Source organism: Burkholderia latens (genome assembly GCF_902499045.1).
Taxonomy (GTDB): domain Bacteria; phylum Pseudomonadota; class Gammaproteobacteria; order Burkholderiales; family Burkholderiaceae; genus Burkholderia; species Burkholderia latens.
This window is the reverse complement of the sequence record NZ_CABVPL010000019.1, coordinates 39,399-59,862: the sequence shown is the minus strand read 5'-3', so window position 1 is coordinate 59,862 and position 20,464 is coordinate 39,399. Positions and strand designations below refer to the sequence as shown.

Annotated in this window: 20 protein-coding genes and 1 other RNA gene; 11 read left to right on the top strand and 10 right to left on the bottom strand. The window is 62.7% G+C overall.

Features of this window, described 5'->3' with window-relative positions; all coding sequences use genetic code 11:
- Positions 1 to 30: 30 nt before the first annotated feature.
- The 5 genes from BSE24067_RS15385 to BSE24067_RS15365 all read left to right on the top strand — a co-directional run bounded on the left by BSE24067_RS15385 (position 31) and on the right by BSE24067_RS15365 (position 3,145).
- The gene (locus BSE24067_RS15385; RefSeq protein ID WP_151063676.1) at positions 31 to 378 is read left to right on the top strand and encodes a helix-turn-helix domain-containing protein; all 348 of its coding nucleotides are present in this window, start codon (positions 31 to 33) and stop codon (positions 376 to 378) included.
- Positions 379 to 553: 175 nt separating this feature from the next.
- Positions 554 to 1,135 (top strand): recombinase family protein, encoded by a 582-nt coding sequence (locus BSE24067_RS15380; RefSeq protein ID WP_151063677.1) that lies wholly within the window; start codon positions 554 to 556, stop codon positions 1,133 to 1,135.
- A 474-nt stretch (positions 1,136 to 1,609) separates the two neighbouring features.
- Positions 1,610 to 1,813, top strand: a complete 204-nt coding sequence (locus tag BSE24067_RS15375; protein WP_151063678.1) for a hypothetical protein — start codon at positions 1,610 to 1,612, stop codon at positions 1,811 to 1,813.
- Positions 1,814 to 1,963: 150 nt separating this feature from the next.
- The gene (locus BSE24067_RS15370) at positions 1,964 to 2,863 is read left to right on the top strand and encodes a hypothetical protein (protein WP_151063679.1); all 900 of its coding nucleotides are present in this window, start codon (positions 1,964 to 1,966) and stop codon (positions 2,861 to 2,863) included.
- A gap of 3 nt (positions 2,864 to 2,866) precedes the next feature.
- A complete protein-coding gene (locus BSE24067_RS15365; protein ID WP_151063680.1) occupies positions 2,867 to 3,145 on the top strand; it encodes a hypothetical protein in 279 nt (92 codons plus the stop codon).
- 40 nt (positions 3,146 to 3,185) lie between these two features.
- On the opposite strand, the gene BSE24067_RS15360 is transcribed toward BSE24067_RS15365, so the two are convergent.
- On the bottom strand, positions 3,186 to 3,545 hold the full coding sequence (locus BSE24067_RS15360; protein WP_151063681.1) for a hypothetical protein: 360 nt from the start codon (positions 3,543 to 3,545) through the stop codon (positions 3,186 to 3,188).
- Between the two features lie 184 nt (positions 3,546 to 3,729).
- Positions 3,730 to 5,076, bottom strand: a complete 1,347-nt coding sequence (locus BSE24067_RS15355; protein ID WP_151063682.1) for a phospholipase D family protein — start codon at positions 5,074 to 5,076, stop codon at positions 3,730 to 3,732.
- 956 nt (positions 5,077 to 6,032) lie between these two features.
- Between BSE24067_RS15355 and BSE24067_RS15350 the strand changes: the two genes are divergently transcribed.
- Positions 6,033 to 6,947: an integrase domain-containing protein gene (locus tag BSE24067_RS15350; protein WP_151063683.1), complete on the top strand. Its 915-nt coding sequence runs from the start codon at positions 6,033 to 6,035 to the stop codon at positions 6,945 to 6,947.
- A gap of 279 nt (positions 6,948 to 7,226) precedes the next feature.
- Here BSE24067_RS15350 and BSE24067_RS15340 read toward each other — a convergent pair whose 3' ends face one another.
- From BSE24067_RS15340 to ompA, 8 genes are all read right to left on the bottom strand, one after another.
- A complete protein-coding gene (locus BSE24067_RS15340; protein WP_151063684.1) occupies positions 7,227 to 7,904 on the bottom strand; it encodes a hypothetical protein in 678 nt (225 codons plus the stop codon).
- A gap of 126 nt (positions 7,905 to 8,030) precedes the next feature.
- Positions 8,031 to 8,648 carry a Fic family protein gene (locus tag BSE24067_RS15335; protein ID WP_151063685.1) on the bottom strand — a complete coding sequence of 206 codons (618 nt, stop codon included), beginning with the start codon at positions 8,646 to 8,648 and terminating at the stop codon, positions 8,031 to 8,033.
- Positions 8,649 to 8,652: 4 nt separating this feature from the next.
- A complete protein-coding gene (locus BSE24067_RS15330; RefSeq protein ID WP_151063686.1) occupies positions 8,653 to 8,952 on the bottom strand; it encodes a hypothetical protein in 300 nt (99 codons plus the stop codon).
- Between the two features lie 170 nt (positions 8,953 to 9,122).
- A complete protein-coding gene (locus tag BSE24067_RS15325; protein WP_151063687.1) occupies positions 9,123 to 10,364 on the bottom strand; it encodes a tyrosine-type recombinase/integrase in 1,242 nt (413 codons plus the stop codon).
- 163 nt (positions 10,365 to 10,527) lie between these two features.
- Positions 10,528 to 10,897: a transfer-messenger RNA gene (gene ssrA / locus BSE24067_RS15320) on the bottom strand.
- Between the two features lie 17 nt (positions 10,898 to 10,914).
- Positions 10,915 to 11,631, bottom strand: a complete 717-nt coding sequence (gph, locus tag BSE24067_RS15315) for a phosphoglycolate phosphatase (RefSeq protein ID WP_151063688.1) — start codon at positions 11,629 to 11,631, stop codon at positions 10,915 to 10,917.
- Positions 11,632 to 11,644: 13 nt separating this feature from the next.
- Positions 11,645 to 12,343 carry a bifunctional 2-polyprenyl-6-hydroxyphenol methylase/3-demethylubiquinol 3-O-methyltransferase UbiG gene (ubiG, locus tag BSE24067_RS15310; RefSeq protein ID WP_151063689.1) on the bottom strand — a complete coding sequence of 233 codons (699 nt, stop codon included), beginning with the start codon at positions 12,341 to 12,343 and terminating at the stop codon, positions 11,645 to 11,647.
- A gap of 152 nt (positions 12,344 to 12,495) precedes the next feature.
- A complete protein-coding gene (gene ompA, locus BSE24067_RS15305) occupies positions 12,496 to 13,164 on the bottom strand; it encodes an outer membrane protein OmpA (protein WP_006750761.1) in 669 nt (222 codons plus the stop codon).
- A gap of 536 nt (positions 13,165 to 13,700) precedes the next feature.
- Between ompA and gyrA the strand changes: the two genes are divergently transcribed.
- The 5 genes from gyrA (at position 13,701) to BSE24067_RS15280 (ending at position 20,462) form a co-directional block, all read left to right on the top strand.
- Positions 13,701 to 16,304: a DNA gyrase subunit A gene (gyrA, locus tag BSE24067_RS15300; protein WP_151063690.1), complete on the top strand. Its 2,604-nt coding sequence runs from the start codon at positions 13,701 to 13,703 to the stop codon at positions 16,302 to 16,304.
- Between the two features lie 82 nt (positions 16,305 to 16,386).
- On the top strand, positions 16,387 to 16,986 hold the full coding sequence (locus BSE24067_RS15295; protein ID WP_014897732.1) for a DUF2059 domain-containing protein: 600 nt from the start codon (positions 16,387 to 16,389) through the stop codon (positions 16,984 to 16,986).
- A gap of 162 nt (positions 16,987 to 17,148) precedes the next feature.
- A complete protein-coding gene (gene serC, locus BSE24067_RS15290; protein ID WP_151063691.1) occupies positions 17,149 to 18,231 on the top strand; it encodes a 3-phosphoserine/phosphohydroxythreonine transaminase in 1,083 nt (360 codons plus the stop codon).
- A gap of 33 nt (positions 18,232 to 18,264) precedes the next feature.
- Positions 18,265 to 19,347 carry a prephenate dehydratase gene (gene pheA / locus BSE24067_RS15285; protein ID WP_151063692.1) on the top strand — a complete coding sequence of 361 codons (1,083 nt, stop codon included), beginning with the start codon at positions 18,265 to 18,267 and terminating at the stop codon, positions 19,345 to 19,347.
- Positions 19,348 to 19,535: 188 nt separating this feature from the next.
- Entirely contained in the window at positions 19,536 to 20,462 is a 927-nt protein-coding gene (locus BSE24067_RS15280) for a prephenate dehydrogenase/arogenate dehydrogenase family protein (RefSeq protein ID WP_151063693.1), read from the top strand.
- The last annotated feature ends 2 nt before the right edge of the window (positions 20,463 to 20,464 follow it).

Here is a 20,464-nt window from a genome sequence, read left to right as displayed (position 1 = left end):
GCGTGGCGACCGGTCGCGCGAGGGAAAGGCGTGATCTCGCTCCGCAACCTCTCCAATCCCAACCTCATCGGCCGGCGCATCTGCGAACTGCTCGATGAGGAAGGGATGCTAACCCAGGCCCATCTCAGCCTGAGATTTGGAGTCCCGCGCGGAACGGTCTCAAAGTACCTGAAAGCGCTCACCGAAGAGAAGTACGTCTACGTCGCCAGTACGATCTCGTATTCGAAGCAGACGCCGTCAAAGGGCATGAGGAGGGGCGAGATCCAGCTGTATGCGCGGACCGACAAGCCGCTTCCGGTCGATCAAGTCGAACGACGCGAACTCGATGCAACAGAACTCCACGCGATCATGGCGTCGCTCGTACAGCGGGGGAAATAGCGCCAGCCCGGGCATTGGACCAACGGCGGGTCGATCTGGCGGGCGTACGCAAACGTTCGTATTCGTACTCAATCGAAGGGCATGCTTTATCGAGGTACGAAAAATACCTTTCCGATATTCCGGACGCGTACTAAAATAGATATACGTTTTCGTACCCATTCGCCCGGAGTCCTCCATGTCCCGCACCTTCGTGTATGCCCGCGTCTCGACGGTCGACCAGCACACTGCCAACCAACTGCAGGAGATCCAGGCCGCCGGCTTCAATGTCGACAAGCGGCGTGTGATTGAAGAAGCAATCAGCGGCAGCACGCCCGCGGCGGAGCGGCCCGGGTTCCAGAAGTTGCTCGAGCGGATGGAAGAGGGCGACGTTCTCGTCGTGACGAAGCTCGACCGCCTCGGCCGCAATGCGATGGACGTGCAGAGCACCGTGCAGAAGCTGGTCGGCGCCGGGATCCGGGTTCATTGCCTCGCGCTGGGTGGCGTCGATCTCACGTCCGCGGCGGGCCGGATGACGATGGGCGTGCTGACGGCCGTCGCGCAGTTCGAACGCGATCTGCTGATCGAGCGGACACAGGCCGGGCTGGTGCGCACGAAGGCAGCCGGCACGCGCCTTGGTCGTCCCTCGGTGCTGTCCGATGCGCAACAGGAAGAGGTGAGCCAACGGCTGGCCGCCGGCGAGACGGTGTACGGGATTGCCAAGGCCCTCGGCACGTCGCGCCAAGTCGTGATGCGAGTGCGGGATAGGCTCAACGCCTGAACGCGAAGTGGCCCGGGGCGAGCCCATACCTCCCGCGCTGTCCCGGCGCCGTGTGCAAACCTAACTTTGGGACCACCCAGGCCCCCACGGACGGGGGTGACGAAATTTCGCAGACGTCCTTTCCGATTCGCGCATCAAAAAAACATCCAGAAACCGCGGCCGGCACGACGAATTGTCGTGGACGCAAAACGGGAAACTGAACGAAATTCCTACGTAGAGCACGCCACTCCGGCGTTTTCCACGTAGGTGTAGACATGTCAGCCAGCGAATTGCCAGCTTCTCGCGCTCAGGCCGGATTCTCGATTCGAGAGTGGTGTTCCCTCATCGGTCTTGGAGTGAGCACGTTGTACACCCTACCGACGAACGAGCGTCCGCATACGGTCAAACTTCGCGGTCGAGTAATCGTGATCGAAGCACCGGCGGACTACCTGTCGCGCATTTCTGCGCAACAGAGCGTCGCGTGAAGGGGGCAGCGTGAAACAATCCGCCATCAGCGCAGCCTTTACCGTGACGTTTCCGATGCTCGACGTGGAAGGTGATCTGAGCATCCTGCACGGACCGTGCATGCTCGAAGTGAAAGCGGGGCACGCGCACCGCATTACCGCGCTGACGGATTTGACGTGGCTCTGCATCCATGCAGAAAGCGTGGCTGATCCTGAAACCTTGATGAAGGGGTGAATCATGCCATTCGCAGCAGCCGTTGGAGCTGTCGGTAGCGTTGTAGGGGGTCTCGTCTCCGGAGGTTCCTCGCCTAGCGTATCCGGTGGGGGTCCTTCGTACTACACGCCCACCGGACTCGGCACGGCGGATACGACGTGGCAGAACCTCATGACGGGGCTCAACGACGCCTACAACGGGAATTCTGGCCCGCTGACGTCGCTCGGTCGGGAATCTCTGAATCGAGGCCTGTTCGCGAACGATGTGTACGGGTGGGGATACCAGCACGCCGGTGAAGCCGCAGGGAACCAATACACCAATCTCGGACTGCTCCTGAACGGGCAAGGTGTACAGAATTTCGGCACGCAGCAGCAACTGCTCAATGCCGGGCAGAACGTCTACAACCTGGGACTGGATCCGCAGAATGCACTCTATGATCGCACGCTGAACCAGCTCACACAGCAGACTGGCGCGACGAATTCGATGTACGGACTCGGCTCGTCGGCCGCGGGCGCCGGCGTGCAGAACCAGGCGCTGTCGAACTTCAACATCGACTGGCAGAACAATCAGCTGTCGCGTGCTCTGCAAGGTCTGCAAGGATATACGGGCGCAGCCAATACGGCTGGTCGGTTCGGTGAGCTTGGTACTTCTCAGGTCAGCTCCGCGCCGGGTTACACGCTTCTCGGCGGCTCGACGCCATATACCGTGGGTCAGTCCATCGCTGCCACGCCGGGTTCGCTCGGGAGCACTTATGGATCGCTCCTGAACTCGAACATCTACGGTCCGGCAGAAGGAATCATGGGACAGATCATCCCGTACATGAACTACGGCGCCGGCGCGCAGGCTGTGCCGTTCCAGAGCCAGGCTCAGGGCGCTGGCGCAGCGGGGAGTCTAGTTTCGCGAGGTATCCAAGGGCTGTTCGGCAATCAGCCGAGCTACGCAGGAGACTTCTCGATGTCGTCGCCGTTTTCGTCGAGCGGATTTTACGATCCAACGTTGTTTGGGCCGTCGGGATATGGCGGCGGCTATAGCTACGGCGGCGGCAACTCGTACGGTTTCACGATGGGGTAAGCCATGCCGAACGATACGAAGCAGCCGGACGCTCCACTCCGTTACGTCGACATCACGCTTAGCCTGACCGGGGACGAGAACAGACTCATCTGTGCGGCCATCTACCGTGCAAATGAGTCAGGCATGCTGCGCGATTTTGCCGAGCATGCCGGCCCTGGAATCTTCGCTAGCATCTTCAACAAGATTGCAGCGGCCTCAGCCGACCAAGGTGACCCGTTCGCGCGGGCCTACTGTTTGCGTGCAGGCATTCCGTTCGGCGGCGGGACCGACACCCGGCAGTAGTTGCCTCGCCGTTCCCGCAAACGATGCCACGTCGTGCGGCTCAGTTGCAGCCGTAGGCAGTGCAGTAGTGACTGAACGAATTCCCGTTGGAATCGACGCCGGACATCGACCGGTTGCCGTTTCCGAAATTCTGGATGGTTTCGTTCCAGCTTTGACCATTCGCGGCGGTGCCGTTGATCGTCGTGGTATTGCCGAGGGTGTTGGCTGTTTCACTCCAAGAACTGCCGGTCTGAGAGTTGTAACCGTTCACGGTCGTCATGTTGCCCAAGCGGTTGACGCTGTATGTGTTTCCGCTTTGATCCGTGCACGTCTGGAAACCTGAGCTACCGATACAGTTGGCATACGCCGCGCCTGACGCCAGCACGGCACCGAGGATTGCAACACTAAGTGTCATTTTCATGGTGGTCTCCCCATAGATGGGTATCGGAAACATAGCAGCAGTCGGCAGGAAAACCCAGTAGGCGTATGCTGGGCCCCCTTGTCGACGAAGTCGAGGCGAGGTTTAGGAGCGGTTTCGACTTCGCTTAGTAGCTCGCCTCGTGACCGCAGTGGCTGGCTGACACCCAGACCGCCGCTTTGGCCATTTATGCCGACGGTGGCTGGTAGGATTGGTCGACCTCGAATAAGTTGAAGCGCGCGCATTCAAGATCTCTCTTGTTGAATAGAGACTCGAAACGCGGCTCGAGCACGATGCTTTCAAACGACAGGCGCAGCGCGCTGTGCTTCGCAAGGCTTCTCAGGCCGCCCTTGATGCCATGGCCTGGCTTCACCAGTCGCTTGGCCAGGGTGACGGGCTCATACGTCGCCATCAGGCCCTCGATCACCCCTGCCTTTACGTATTTTTCTCGGATCGAAATGTCCATCGCCTTTCTGATACGTGCGCCGAATTCACGGGCCAGTGCGTCGAGTGAAATGGAGGTTGTGTCGGGTTTCTCGCCGGCTGCGTGCGTGTGGGTGGCGGCATCCGCCGCTTCCCGAGCGAACTTGTTCAACGCTTGAAGGAACTCGGGCAGGCGCGGTAGCGTGCGGTCGACCGACCAAGTTTCTTGATCGTAAAGAAATTCTGGAAATTCGCCTGAGTTCAGCACGGCATACAGTGCATGTACTGCGGCGTCGGTCAGCTCGAACGGTGGCGGTAACTCGGCTCGACCAATTCGCTCAACTGCAGCTTTCGTATAGGGCGCCTCATGCGCTCCTCCCTCGATCACCTCGTCGATATGTTGCCAGTACGGACGGCAGCGCTCATCTGGGTGTCCATCAACGCGCGGTACCCAACAGAGAATCCAGCGGTCGGGTTGGACCGTGTCGGACTCGAGAAACGACACTGTGCTGTTGACCGTCCCGTGCGAGACGATCTGATCGGTATAGGTGATTCGGCCGGATACCCAGCACACATAGATTTCATCGGTGGACACAGGTCGGTAGGCGTCCAACGTCGTGACTTTCGCATCATTGCGAATTACGTCCTGCTTGATCGCGCGATCCCACTTCGCACGTAGCTCGGCTAGGCGTGCGAGTTTGGCCTCGGTGGTCGGATAGGCCATGTCGGCCTGTTGGCGGTAGTCGTCCAGTCGCGCGCGCAATTCGGCCAGCGCCGGCGCATCGTCGACAATGAATCCCGCTTCTTGCAAGCCTTCAGCACTGAGGCCGTTGGCCGTCAGGTTGAAGCTGCCGACCGCCGCGCCGCGCTCGCCGAGGTAAATCTTGGCGTGCAGGTTGTCGAGGAAATGGACTTGCTCCCAGCCAACTACCTCGGCGATCTCGACGATCGCGGCAGGGTTCGTACCGACCGTCGGCGACAGCACGATGTCCTTGAGATTCTCGGGAGCGACATAGGTTTTCCAGTCGATGCCGACATAGGCGACTGCGATATGACTTGGAGAAATCTCGCGCAGCCCGCGTTGAATGTCGGTGCCGTGAATGAACTTCATGATGAGTAACCCCGTATGGCTCGAATTGTTGTAGTGGCCTAGATGGACCTGTCGTCGATCGTCATGACGACGGGCTGCCGGTGTGCCGTGGCTAATGGGACCGACGCGATACGTTACTACCGCTTGTGTCGAAACTACAACGTGCTGTCTTGTCGTCGACCGTGGCGTCACTTTGCGAATCGGTGGGTAAAGCGACGCCCATCCGAAATCGTTGCGTGCGTCACTCTGTAGACGTGACAGCCATTCTCCAGTGCGAGACGGGGATCATCGAAAAACTGTTGCCAAGCGGTGCAGGCGTCGCTAATCTTGCTTCACACCTAGCCCGGGTTAAAGGGCATCGACTGCAACACCTAGCTGTTGAACAGCCATATGTAAGCCCGCTCTGCGGGCACGGTGACTTGATCACCGAATTAACTGAGTAGGGCCCACGCCCAAAATCCGTCCATCGTTTCCTGATGGGCTCGTGACTGCTTCGCCGATAGGTGAAGCCCCCCATCGCCTTTTGCTTCATGCGAAGGGCGCGATGTGCAATCCCCGTATGCCGCTCCCGCGGCAATCAATCCGTGACGTGCGCTCCCCAGCGCTAACGCCATGCCTTGCTGCGTCCGTCTCAATCGTCCTCGTGACGACTGGCGGCGCGCTCGGCCTCGGCGTCTGGAATCTCGTGTCGACTCGCCGGCACGCATCAATTCGCGCGATCGGGGCATTGGCGCCCCCGATCGGTCGCAAAGCCAAAACACGGATCAAACGGGGGAAGCGTCCCCCCGCCGCGTGCCGACCCTCATCGGGTTGATGCGCGCCGGGCTGCGCCAGCTTGCTGGCGTAGAACGCTCCCAATCTCACCAGGCCGAGGCTCGTGCCCCCGTTTGTTGTCTCCCGGCTGCTTTCTCGCCGCCCCGTCCAGCGGACAGGGAGACAACCGGGGGTCGAGCCTCACGTCATGGATACGGGTACGCATGTCGCACAAATCTCTCACGGCCGACCTGTGCCGTGCTGCGCGCGGGGCGCGTGGCAAACAGGCAAACTCGACCTCCAACGGTCGGGAGAAGTCGTTCGCGCGTTTCGCTCGGTTTCTGTGGGACCTGGGCTTTCAGGTTCACACAACCGGCCAACTCAAGGAGAAGCATCTGTTCGCATGGTCGGGCGACATGTTGGCGCGCGGGCGTTCGAAGCGGACGGCAATCAACAACATGACGCACATCCGAACGGCGCTCGAAGGGATCGGGCGCCGGCCGTTTGCCGACAAGATGAGCAATGCGGCGCTCGGCCTATCCGGCGCAAGCCGCGCCGGCACGAAGCGGCCGATGACGCGTGACGAGCTGGAGCCGTATCGTGCTGCTGTTGCTGCGATCGATCCCGGTATCGCGATTGTGCTCGAGCTGCAGCTCGAACTTGGGTTGCGGGGCAGGGAGGCGGTTCAATGCATCAAGTCGCTGGCCGAATGGCGGCGCGCGCTTTCGAGCTCGATCGGGGATGGCTTCGTGACCGTCATTCACGGGACGAAGGGAGGCAAGACGCGTCGCAGCCCGCCATTGGATCGGCAGCGCGCCGCCGAGCTGGTAGAGCGGGCGATTGGACTGTCGGGCGAGTACGGTGGGAAGCTGGTACGCAAGCCGGATCTGAAACGGGCGATGGATCGCTATCACTATGTCGTTCGCAAGGTCGGTATGACCGATGAGCGCGCGCCGCATAGCCTTCGGTACGCATATGCGACCGAACACCTGGAGCGGCAGAAGGCAGCCGGCGTATCGCGCCGTGAGGCGGCTGCTGGGGTGTCGACATGGCTCGGCCATGGGGACGGGCGCGGGACGTGGGTGGAGCGCGTCTATGGGCGTGAGGCGTTGGTTGAAGCGGAGGCACGTCATGCATAAGCACGTGGCCACGTTGCCGCTCAATGGCATCTCGCGATGGAGTCAGATTGCTCCGTTCGTTGGGGTATCACGGGAGACATGGAGGAAGCGCTATCTCGAAGGCCGCGCGCCGCAGCCGATTCAGCTGACCCAACGCTGCACCGTCTGGCGGAATGAGGAGGTGCATCGCTGGTTGGCGGATCCGCTTGGCTATCGAGCGTGATGAGCGAACTGACTCCAATGACTGCGAGCCCGCGTAGACGATAAAACATCTATCTACGCGATCGCTGGCCGTCATTGCTACGAGGAGCCAGACGCCGTCGAGGACGCCGACGCCTGATCGCGTTCTGCGCGAGCCGCTTCGAGCTCGGTACGGCGACGTTCGTCAATAGCTTGGAATATGGGCGCGAACTTAGTTGATTGCTCGAGATACTGGGTGAGCCCGATGTTGCCTTGTCGAATGTCGTGACTGTTCACGATGCCGGCAAAGTCGGCTTTGTTCAGGATGTCGTCCTTATCGTCAGGCCATGAGGCGAATCCATATACGACGATTAGGGATCCGACGTCGAGCCCCGATGCCTTCGGAACTTGCTTTTCCGCGTAGTAGCCGACGTCGTGAACACGATACATATCCAGCGCGACGTAGAAGCGATGGCGCCAGTATTCCTCGGTGTCTTCAATCATGGCTTTGTGCGAGCGCTCGGTCACGCCTTGCTTCAACACCTTGTACGACTCGATATGGCGCGCGGCCGTCAGCCAGTTGAGCCGGTTGGATTCGACAGGGGTAATTGATCGTCCATCGTTGGTCAGAGCTTCGTAAGCGTTCTCCAGCGCGAGAACCGCCTGCTCCATATGGTTCTTGCTTTCGCGATCTTTTCGGTTGACGTTGATCGCCGTCCACGCGAAATAGGCGGAGACACACATCGCAACGATGGAGACGGAAGGCGCTAGGAAAGGAGCGATGTTGAAATCAGCCATTGAGCACTACCGATCGAAGGTCAGGGGATCGTCCTTCCGTGGTGCCGCCTTCTAATGTGGGCGGGCTGCCCGTCGGACGCTGAGGCGCGCGACTGTCTACGGAGCGCGGTCACTAACGACGTTGCGTTAGGCGCTCTTAATCTGCTCGTCGAGCAATTGACCGATGAGGCTTGCAAGAGGGCCAACGTCGGGGCGAGCCTTCTTGAGCTGCGTGCGATCTGCCACCTTTAGTGCAGCTACGTACTCGTCCCTGTTGTCGCATAGCAACTCAGGAAGTGTCTTCTTGCCTGGCAAGGCTCCACCGAGCTTCAAACAGGCCACGAAGTAAGCGGCGGCGCGCGCAGTTCGACCGTTTCCATTTACGAACGGGTGAATGTGGTTAAGGCGCCACAGAACAAAGGCAGCCAGCTTGGGTGCATCGAATTCGGTCCACTTTGAGTTGATATAGTGGACGAAATGCTCCATCTGCGCCGGCACCGAATGAGGCATCGGAGGCCGATGGTCGTCTTCATCCTTCCCCAATTCGACGAGGCATGGCCTGTACTCCCCTGCATAGTCATGCAGGCAGGCGATAGCATGGTAGTTCAGCGCCTTGATGACTCTTTCGGAGAGCCATTCCTGTCGCGTGGCTGTCGCCACCTCTATCAGAGATAGCAGGAAGGAGAATTGGCGGGCGGTGTTGGCAACTTCTAGCTGCGTGTACTGCTTGTTCCTCTCGTTCTGAGCCAGTTCCCAGAGGATCATATTTTCAGACGGCAGCGTTCTGCTTCAGCAAATTCTCAACCTTTGCGCGAGTCATACCTTCGCGCTGCCCCATGACGCTGTAGACGAAAGACACACGCTGCTGTTCGATGTCCGCCTGGGTCAATGGCTTCTTTGCGGCTGCAGCAAGTCGAGCGAGCAGCTTGCCATCTGTTTTGCTGGCAACAACCTTCATAGTTCGTTCCTCGGCACGATCGCGCCTGTGGATAACTTGCTTGAGAAGCAGTGCGGCGGCGCGAACGGCAAAATTTGGACGTGAAAAAAACTGCCGAAGGCAGTTATCCACAGGTGATATCCGCGCCTCGAAAAATTCAGCAGAAAGGTCCGCTTGACCAGCGCAGTGATCGAACTATAGCAAATTGCTACACTCAAGATCGAAAAATCGAACCCAATTTTGCCGCAGCGAATCACGACGCTTGTTTGCGGAGAGCGAAATCTTGCGCGGATAGTTCGATGCTACGCGCGGGCTGAATTGATCGCGACGACATCTGCTCCTGCCTTGAGGCGGTCAAGGTAGTCGGCCCACTGCTGCATCATCTCCCGACGTTGCGGCAGGTGCGCGGTGCGGTTGTATGCGCGCCCGAGTGGGTCTTTCACGGCGTGCGCGAGCTGCGCCTCGATGATTGCCGCCGGTAAGCCCAGCACTTCATCCAGGATCGTGCGGGCCATCGCGCGGAAGCCATGCCCAGTCATTGTGTCACCGTCGTATCCCAATCGGCGCAACGCGCCGTTGATCGTGTTGTCCGACATGGGGCGATCCTTCGTCCGAACACTTGGAAACAGGAAGCGACCATTTCCTGTCAGAGCGTGCAATTCGCGGAGCACCGTGACCGCTTGCGACGACAGCGGCACGATGTGGGCGCCACCTGAGGCCTTGCCTTGCTTGGTGCGCTTCATGCGATCGCTTGGGATCTCCCAGATCCCGGCGTCGAGATCGATCTCGGCCCACTGGGCGGCGCGCAGTTCGCCAGGCCGTTGGAAGAGTAGCGGGGCGAGGCGGAGGGCGCAAATCACTGGGAAGGTGCCTTGGTAGCTATCGATCGCGCGCAGCAACTCGGCGACCTGCTTCGGATCGGTCAGCGCGGCCATGTGCTCTTGCTGCACCGGCGGCAGCGCGCCGCGGAGGTCAGCCGTTACGTCACGCTGCGCTCGTCCGGTCGCCACGGCATACCGGCACACCTGACTGATATTGGCATGGAGGCGGTGAGCCGTCTCGAGCGCGCCGCGCTTTTCAACTCGGCGCAGCGCATCAAGCACGTCTGGCGGCGCGAGCTCCGCGATGGGCTTGCCGCCGATCCATGGGAAAGCGTCGACCTCTAGGCGACGCAGGATACGGCTAGCGTGGTTTTCCGACCATGTGGGTGCGTACTTGGCGTGCCATTCGCGTGCCACCGCCTCGAACGAGTTTTCGGCGTTCAGGCGCACTGTCCGTTTCTCCGCCTTCTTCGCCTCGCTCGGATCGATACCGGCAGCCAGTCTTTCTCGAGCCTCGTCGCGCTTCCGGCGCGCAGCTGCGAGCGTAACCTCGGGGTAGACGCCAAGTGCCAGCAACTTCTCTTTGCCGGAGGCGCGGTACTTGAGGCGCCAGTAGCGCTGGCCGGCCGGCGTGACGAGCAGAAACAGGCCCCCGCCGTCGAATAGCTTGATGGGCTTCTCAGCAGGCTTCGTGTTACGGATGGTCGTGTCGGTAAGCGGCATGGGGGTATCTGCGCGTGGGGGTATGTCCGATACCCCTGAAAATACCCCCAAGTACCCCTTGCTGTCGATTGGCAAACTTTGGAAACGCTGGAAGTAAAAAACCCCGCGAAGCTAGGCTTGGCGGGGTTCTGTGGTCAAACGTCGGAGACGTTTGGCGGGTATTTGGTGGAGGCGGCGGGAATCGAACCCGCGTCCAGAAGCGCTCCACGACTAGTTCTACATGTTTAGTTCAGTCATTTGATTTAACCGCAGCGACGCGGACGAACACGCTGCACTACGGCGATTCGCTGGATTTTCGACCCTGGCGTCGCGACGCCGACAGAGCTTAACTGACGTAAATGACCTCTGGCGGTATTGCTACCGGTCTTGCGACACTAGCCCGTCAGTGAACTAGGCAGAGGACGGCGGCCCTTAGGCTGCCAGTGCGAACGTATCGTCGTTTGCAGTTACGATTTTCCCATTGATTAACGAGGTGACGGGTCCTCGACATGCCCTAGCCGCTTCACAACCCCTGTCGAAACCAGGTCGCCCCCGCGGATAAGATCAACCATTATAGCCCAACATCGCGCAGCAGTTCGCGCAGTTCCTGCGTCGAGCCGACGAGATGCTGAGCCTGCCAGTCGGCCGGCGCGGCGCCGTCGCCGCAGTAGCCGTACGCGGCGGCGACCGTCGCCATCCCGGCGGCGCTCCCGGCCTGAATGTCGCGAAGGTCGTCGCCGACGTAGACGATTCGCTCGGGCGCGAGCGTCATCTGCGCGGCCGCATGCAGCAGCGGGGCCGGATGCGGCTTCGAGTGCGGCGTTGTGTCGCCCCCGACGATACAGGCGGCGCGCGACGACAGGCCGAGCAGGTCGGCGAGCGGCGCGGTGAGGCGCATCGCCTTGTTCGTGACGATGCCCCAGCGCACGCCGCGCGCATCGAGTTCGTCGAGCACGTCGCCGATGCCGGGGAACAGCGTCGTGTGCACGCAGATGTCGGTCGCGTAATTGATCAGGAACTCGTCACGCATCGCGTCGTAGCCGGGCGATTGCGGATCGATGCCGAATGCGCCGCCGAGCAAGCCGCGCGCACCGGCCGATGCGAGCGGCCGCAGCACGTCGAGCGGCGTTTCGGGCAGGCCGCGCACGCGCTGCATCTTGTTGACGGCGGCGGCGAGATCGGGCGCCGTGTCGGCGAGTGTGCCGTCGAGGTCGAACAGCACCGCATCGCAGTTCAGCAGGCGCGGCTCGTCGAATGCGGCCCGCTCGGTCGAAAGGGGAGTCGTCATGCCGGTCGGAAGGTCACGCGCCGCGGCGGCACGCGACGAGATAGTTGATGTCGGTGTCGTTCGACAGCGCGAAGCGCTTGCCGATCGGGTGATAGGTAATGCCCTTGATCTCGACGATGTGCAGACCGGTCCCGCGCACGAAGCTCGCCAATTCCGACGGGCGGATGAAACGCGCGTAGTCGTGCGTGCCCTTCGGCAGCATCTGCGCGATGTATTCGGCGCCGATTACCGCGAACAGGTAGGACTTCAGGTTGCGGTTCAGCGTCGAGAAGAACACCCAGCCGCCCGGCTTCACGAGCGTCGCGCACGCGGCCACGATGCCGGCCGGCGACGGCACGTGCTCGAGCATCTCCATGCAGGTGACGACGTCGTAGGTGCCCGGCTCGCGTTCGGCAATCGCTTCGGCCGCGATCGCCTCGTAGTCGACGGTGATCCCGCTTTCGAGGCTGTGCAGGTCGGCCACGCCGAGCGCTTCGGTCGACAGGTCGATGCCTTTCACCTGCGCGCCGAGGCCGGCCATCGATTCGGACAGGATGCCGCCGCCGCAGCCGACGTCGAGCGCGCGCTTGCCGGCGAGGTGCGCATGCGAGTCGATCCAGCCGAGCCGGACCGGGTTCAGGTCGTGCAGCGGTTTGAATTCGGCATTCGGGTCCCACCACCGATGGGCGAGGTCGCTGAATTTCTGGAGTTCGTGCGGATCGGCGTTGGTCATGTCGGCAAACGGGCTACGGAAGGAGGGCGGTGCATCGATACGTCAGCCCCGAGTATATAAGCGGGCGGACGACGAGGCCAGCGAGCGCCCGGACGGGCATCAAAGAAAAAGCCCCGCCGGAGCGGGGCTTTGAAGCAGTCGAAAACCGCGGCTTACTGTGCCGGAACGGTCGTCTTCTGAACTTCTTGCGTACCGACCACTTCGACTTCCACGCGGCGATCCGGTGCGAGGCAGGCGATCAGTTGCTTGCGGTTCTTCTGGTTGCAGCCCGTCGTGACCGGGTTGCGCTTGCCCTTGCCTTCCGTGTAGATCTTGTTGGCCGGGACACCCTTGCTGACCAGATACGACTTGACTGCTTGCGCACGGCGCAGCGACAGACGGTCGTTGTACTTGTCCGAACCGATGCGGTCCGTGTAGCCCGTTGCGACGACCACTTCCGTGTTCATGCCCTGGATCTTCGAAGCCAGTTCGTCCAGCTTCTGCTTGCCCAGCGGCTTGAGCGTTGCCTTGTCGAAGTCGAACAGCGCGTCGGCTTGGTACGTGATCTTCTGGCTGCTGATGGCCGGAGCAACCGGAGCGACCGGCGGCTGCGGTGCCTGGGCGACCAGTGCGCCATCGCACTTCGCGTTGGCGGTGGCCGGCGTCCAGAACGCATCGCGCCAGCAGAGCTCGTTCGTGCCGTTCATCCACACCCATTCGCCCGTGCCGTTCACCCAGTTGTCATTGACGGCTTGACGCGACGCCGGCACCGACTGTGCCGAAGCGGATGCAGCCATAACTGCGGTAGCTGCAATGAACGCGAGCTTTGAAAGTTTATTCATATTTCTCCTCTCGAAATTGAGATTACCGCAGGTTTACTGCGAGCCTGTTGACGGTGACAAGTCATACATTGCTCGAAGTATAACATTGGTGCGGCACAAAAAACGCGGCACCGCTCTGTGTAGACTTCGAGCAGCGTCTAACTTTCAGTGCGTTGGCATTTTGCCATATCGTTCCCTTCCTACGAAAAAAAATCCTCCCCACCCCAAGATCGCTTCAACTTTGTGGTGCATGCGCAACACCGGCCTGCCGCAACTTTTAGAGATTGTCAAGAGTGTGTCCGCGAAATTGCGGCAAAGGCCGCAAATGTTTACGCGTGTGTGTGCACCGGATTCGTGCGGGCGTCGGCGCCGCCTCGGAGGGCGCGATCGCGATCGATTCGGGGGCCGCCGCGGCGGCCACGGTTTTTGCTGTTTACATATAGAGGGGGCGGCGAATTGGCGGCTGATGGGCGCATGTTAGAATCTCGCGTTGCGTTGCGCATGCAGCGCCCACGCGAAAGGCGTTCGCCGTCTTCGCTCCGAAACGATACGGATACATGGATCAATTCGCCAAAGAGACCCTGCCCACCTCCCTAGAGGAGGAAATGCGCCGTTCGTATCTCGATTACGCGATGAGCGTGATCGTCGGACGTGCCCTTCCGGATGTCCGCGATGGCCTGAAGCCCGTGCACCGGCGCGTACTGTTCGCGATGCACGAACTGAACAACGACTGGAACCGCGCATACAAGAAGTCGGCGCGTATCGTCGGTGACGTGATCGGTAAGTACCACCCTCACGGCGACACAGCGGTGTACGACACGATCGTGCGGATGGCGCAGGACTTCTCGCTGCGCTACATGCTGATCGACGGGCAGGGCAACTTCGGCTCGATCGACGGCGACAATGCCGCGGCGATGCGTTACACCGAAATTCGCATGGCGAAGATCGGTCATGAACTGCTCGCCGACATCGACAAGGAAACGGTCGACTTCGAGCCGAACTACGACGGCAACGAAACGCAGCCGTCGGTTCTGCCGTCGCGCATCCCGAACCTGCTGATCAACGGCTCGTCGGGCATCGCGGTCGGCATGGCGACCAACATCCCGCCCCACAACCTGAACGAAGTCGTCGACGCGTGCCAGCACCTGCTGAGCAACCCGGAAGCGACGATCGACGAGCTGATCGAGATCATCCCGGCGCCGGACTTCCCGACGGCCGGCATCATCTACGGCGTCGCCGGCGTGCGCGACGGCTACCGCACCGGGCGCGGCCGCGTCGTGATGCGCGCGGCCACGCACTTCGAGGAGATCGACCGCGGCCAGCGGATGGCGATCATCGTCGACGAGCTGCCGTACCAGGTGAACAAGCGCTCGCTGCTCGAGCGCATCGCCGAGCTCGTCAACGAGAAGAAGCTCGAGGGCATCTCCGACATCCGCGACGAGTCCGACAAGAGCGGCATGCGCGTCGTGATCGAGCTGAAGCGCGGCGAAGTGCCCGAGGTCGTGCTGAACAACCTGTACAAGGCCACGCAGCTGCAGGACACGTTCGGCATGAACATGGTCGCGCTCGTCGACGGCCAGCCGAAGCTGCTGAACCTGAAGGAAATCCTGCAGTGCTTCCTGTCGCACCGGCGCGAAGTGCTGACGCGCCGCACGATCTACGAACTGCGCAAGGCCCGCGAACGCGGCCACGTGCTCGAAGGGCTTGCGGTCGCGCTCGCGAACATCGACGAGTTCATCGCGATCATCAAGGCCGCGCCGACGCCGCCGATCGCGAAGCAGGAACTGATGGCGAAGCCGTGGGATTCGTCGCTCGTGCGCGAGATGCTGACGCGCGCGGAAACCGACAACGCCGCCGCGGGCGGCCGCTCGGCCTATCGCCCGGAAGGCCTGAACCCGGCATTCGGGATGCAGGGCGACGGGCTGTACAAGCTGTCCGACACGCAGGCGCAGGAAATCCTGCAGATGCGCCTGCAGCGCCTGACCGGCCTCGAGCAGGACAAGATCATCGGCGAGTACCGCGAAGTAATGGCGCAGATCGCCGACCTGCTCGACATCCTCGCGCGCCCGGAGCGGATCACGACGATGATCGGCGAAGAGCTGACGACGGTGAAGGCCGAGTTCGGCGATGCGCGCCGCTCGAAGATCGAACTGAACGCGACCGAGCTGAACACCGAAGATCTGATCACGCCGCAGGACATGGTCGTCACGATGTCGCACGCGGGCTACGTGAAGTCGCAGCCGCTGTCCGAGTATCGCGCGCAGAAGCGCGGCGGCCGCGGCAAGCAGGCGACGCAGATGAAGGAAGACGACTGGATCGAGACGCTGTTCATCGCGAACACGCACGATTACATCTTGTGCTTCTCGAACCGCGGCCGCGTGTACTGGGTCAAGGTCTATGAAGTGCCGCAGGGCTCGCGCAACTCGCGCGGCCGCCCGATCGTCAACATGTTCCCGCTGCAGGACGGCGAGAAGATCAACGTCGTGCTGCCGGTCAAGGAATTCTCGGCCGACAAGTTCGTGTTCATGGCGACGTCGCTCGGCACCGTGAAGAAGACGCCGCTCGAGGCATTCAGCCGTCCGATGAAGAAGGGCATCATCGCGGTCGGCCTCGACGACGGCGACTACCTGATCGGCGCATCGATCACCGACGGCGCGCACGACGTGATGCTGTTCTCCGACGCCGGCAAGGCCGTGCGCTTCGACGAGAACGACGTGCGCCCGATGGGCCGCGAAGCGCGCGGCGTGCGCGGGATGCAGCTCGAGGACGGCCAGCAGGTCATCGCGCTGCTGGTCGCGGGCAGCGAGGAGCAGACCGTGCTCACCGCGACCGAGAACGGCTACGGCAAGCGCACGCCGATCACCGAGTACACGCGCCACGGCCGCGGCACGAAGGGGATGATCGCGATCCAGACGTCCGAGCGCAACGGCAAGGTGGTGGCTGCGACGCTCGTCGACGCCGAGGATCAGATCATGCTGATCACGACTGCGGGCGTGCTGATTCGTACGCGCGTGTCCGAGATTCGCGAGATGGGCCGCGCGACGCAAGGTGTTACACTCATCAGTCTCGATGAGGGTACCAAGCTCTCCGGCCTGCAGCAGATCGCGGAAGCCGAAGAGGGCGACGGCGAAGCCGACGAGGCGTCGGACGGCGAAGCCTGAGAACGGATGAGACTCGAGCCGCCGCGGGCGTAAAGCGCCGCGGTCGGCGAGCAACCATTCATATTTCCAAGAGGGAGTGATGATGCAAAAGCAATTCAAGCAACTGGTTCTGCTGGCTGCACTGGTGCCGACGTTCGCGATGGCGCAAGCGCTGTCGAATTCCGCACCGGCCGCAACGGCAGCAGCTGCGCCGATCGACGCCGACAAGAAGGCGGCGATCAAGGATCTGCTCGACGCGATCGACGCGCCGAAGCTCGTGTCGGCGATCGGCAACAGCGCCGAGATGCAGGCAAAGCAGCTCGTGCCGGCAATCCTGTCGGACGCGCTGTCGGAAAACAAGTCGCTGAACGACAAGCAGAAGCAGGCTGCGGTGCCGACGCTGCAGAAGAACGCGGTGCCGAAGCTGGTCGACGGCGCGGGCAAGGTGTTCGGCACGCAGCAGTTCCAGAACGACGCGATGTCGGCTCAGTACGACGCGTACGCGAAGTACTACAGCACGTCGGAGATCAAGGATCTGACGACGTTCTACAAGAGCCCGACGGGCCGCAAGTTCATCCAGGTTCAGGATCAGGTCGGCCGCGACGTGGTCAACGGCCTGATGCAGAAGTACATGCCGCAAGCGATCCAGGCAACGCGCGCGCAGGCTGACAAGGAAGTCGCGGCAGTCAAGCCGGGCAAGTAAGCCGTCCGGGCACGCCGCCCGGCCGTTCGGCCGGGTTTGGCGGGAGCCTGATGACAGTGCGATAATGGCCGTTTGCGCGCGAGCGCAAGCGGCCATTCCTTTTCTGGCGCGGTTCTTTCTGCCGGCGGCAAGCCGGCCGCGTCCCTCCCGAGGTTTTTCACGATGCGCGTCTTTAATTTCTCCGCCGGCCCGGCGGCGCTCCCCGAGGAAGTGCTGCGGCAGGCCGCTGACGAAATGCTCGACTGGCACGGCAGCGGCATGAGCGTGATGGAGATGAGCCATCGCGGCAAGGAATTCATGTCGATCCACGAGGCGGCGCTGGCCGACCTGCGCGAACTGCTCGACGTGCCGGCCAGCCACCGGATCCTGTTCCTGCAGGGCGGCGGCATCGCCGAAAACGCGATCGTGCCGATGAACCTGCTCGGTGCGCGCAAGACCGCCGATTTCGTCGTGACGGGCTCGTGGTCGCAGAAGTCGTTCAACGAAGCGAAGAAGTACGGCACGCCGCATCTGGCCGCGTCCGGCAAAACGGCCGACGGCTTCACGCGCGCGCCGGCCCGTGAAGAATGGCAACTGTCGGACGATCCGGCCTACGTGCATCTGTGCACGAACGAGACGATCGACGGCGTCGAGACGTTCGAGATTCCCGACCTCGGCGACGTGCCGCTGGTCGCGGATGTCTCGTCGCACATCCTGTCGCGCCCGATGGACGTCGCGAAGTACGGCGTGCTGTTCGGCGGCGCGCAGAAGAACATCGGGATGGCCGGTGTGACGGTCGTGATCGTGCGCGAGGATCTGCTCGATCGCGCGCTGTCGATCTGCCCGTCCGCGTTCGAATGGAAAACCGTTGCCGAGAACAACTCGCTGTACAACACGCCGCCCACCTACGCGATCTACATCGCCGGCCTCGTGTTCCAGTGGCTGAAGCGGCAGGGCGGTCTCGACGCGATCGAGGCGCGCAATATCGAAAAGGCGAAGCTGCTCTACGACACGATCGATGCGAGCAGCTTCTATCTGAACAAGGTCGAGCCCGCGGTGCGTTCGCGCATGAACGTGCCGTTTTTCCTGGCCGACGAAACGCGCAATGAAGACTTCCTTGCCGGCGCAAAGGCGCGCGGGCTGCTGCAGCTGAAGGGCCACAAGTCCGTCGGCGGCATGCGGGCGTCGATCTACAACGCGGTGCCGCTCGAGGGCGTGCAAGCGCTCGTCGAGTACATGAAGGACTTCGAGCGGCGCGACGCCTGACGGCGGCGCTGTTCACACAGCACGGCAAAACGCATGGACGACGAACTGAATTCCCGCCTGAAACCGCTGCGCGACCGCATCGATGCGATCGACGCACAGCTGATCGCGCTCCTGAACCAGCGCGCCGCGGTCGCGCTCGAGGTAGGCGAGGTCAAGAAGCATTTCAACGCGCCGGTGTTCCGGCCGGAGCGCGAGCTGCAGGTGATCGCGCGGCTGCAGGACATGAGCGCGGGGCCGCTCGCGGGCGAGCACATCAGCGCGATCTGGCGCGAGATCATGGCCGCGAGCCGCGCGCTTGAGCAGACGATTCACGTCGCGTTCCTCGGGCCGGTCGGCACGTACAGCGAACAGGCGATGTTCGAGTATTTCGGCCAGTCGATCGAAGGGCTGCCGTGCCCGTCGATCGACGAGGTGTTCCGCTCCGTCGAGGCAGGCGCGGCCGCATTCGGCATCGCGCCGGTCGAGAATTCGACCGAAGGCGCGGTGTCGCGCACGCTCGACCTGCTGCTGCAGACCCAGCTGCTGATCAGCGGCGAGCTTGCGTTGCCCATCCATCACAACCTGCTCACGCAGAGCGGCACGCTCGACGGCGTGACGCGTGTCTGCGCGCATGCGCAGGCGCTCGCGCAATGCCAGCAGTGGCTCGCCGCGAACGCGCCGCAGCTCGAGCGGCAGGCGGTGGCGAGCAATGCCGAGGCTGCGCGCCTCGCGGCGGCGGATCCGACCGTGGCCGCGATCGCCGGCGATCGAGCGGCCGCGCATTACGGGCTGCAGATCGCGTTCTCGCTGATCCAGGACGATCCGCACAACCGCACGCGCTTCGTGATCATCGGCAAGCATCCGGCCGGGCAAAGCGGTCACGACCAGACGTCGCTGATCGTGTCGGTGAAGAACGAGCCGGGTGCCGTGTTCAAGCTGCTCGAGCCGCTCGCGCGGCACGGCGTGTCGATGACGCGCTTCGAGTCGCGCCCGGCGCGGGTCGGCACGTGGGAGTATTACTTCTACATCGACATCGAAGGGCATCGGGACGAGCCGGCCGTAGCCGCCGCGCTCGCGGAACTCGGTCAGAAGGCCGCGTTCCTGAAGATCCTCGGATCGTATCCGCGCGCGCGCTGACGCGCGGCGACCCATCGCCCGCCGCGCGTACGCGCCGCGGCGAAGCGGGCAGGGCAGGCCGGGCGGCACTGCCGAAGGCGGGTTCGGGCGGTAGCCGGCGCGGGTGCGCACCGGGTGCGCGCCCGTTACCCGGAATCTGGACTTCCGTGCGCGGGGCACCGTTCCGCGCGCGTCACTTGGCTCATGTCGTGTCAGGCTTTGCATTCAACAAACTGGTCATTTTCGGCGTCGGCCTGATCGGCGGATCGCTGGCGCGCGCACTGCGCGAACGGGCACCCGGCGGCGCGGGTGAAGTCGTCGGCGTCGGCCGTTCGCGGGCGTCGGTCGAGCGAGCGCTTGCGCTCGGCGTGATCGATCGCGCGGCGTCGCTCGACGACGACGCGCAACTGCGCGACGCGCTGGCCGGCGCCGACCTCGTGCTGCTGGCCGCGCCCGTCGCGCAGACGCGCCCGCTGCTCGCGCGCATCGCGCCGTGGCTCGACGCGGCGACGATCGTCACCGACGCGGGCAGCACCAAGTCCGACGTCGTCGAAGCCGCGCGCGATGCGCTCGGTGCGCGGATCGCGCAGTTCGTGCCGGGGCATCCGATCGCCGGACGCGAGTCGAGCGGCGTCGAAGCCGCGCTGCCGGATCTGTACGTCGGCCGTAACGTCGTGCTGTGTCCGCTGCCGGAGAACGCGCCTGACGCCATCGCGCGGATCGATGCGATGTGGCGTGCGACCGGCGCCGACGTGCGCACGATGAGCACGTCGCAGCACGACCGCGTGTTCGCGTCGATCAGCCATTTGCCGCACGTGCTGTCGTTCGCGCTCGTCGAGCAGATCCTCGGCGAGGCGGATGCCGAACTGAAATTCTCGTATGCGGCGGGCGGCTTCCGCGACTTCACGCGCATTGCTGCGTCGAGCCCGGAAATGTGGCGCGACGTGTGCGTCGCGAATCGCGCGGCGCTGCTCGACGAACTCGACGGTTACACGCGCGTGCTCGCACGGCTGCGTGCGGCGATCGACGCCGGCGACGGCGCGGCGCTCGAAGCCGTGTTCACGCGCTCGCGCGCGGCACGCAAGGCATGGCAGGAGCGCGGCGCGCAGCCCGCTGCCGAACCGGTCAAGAAATAACA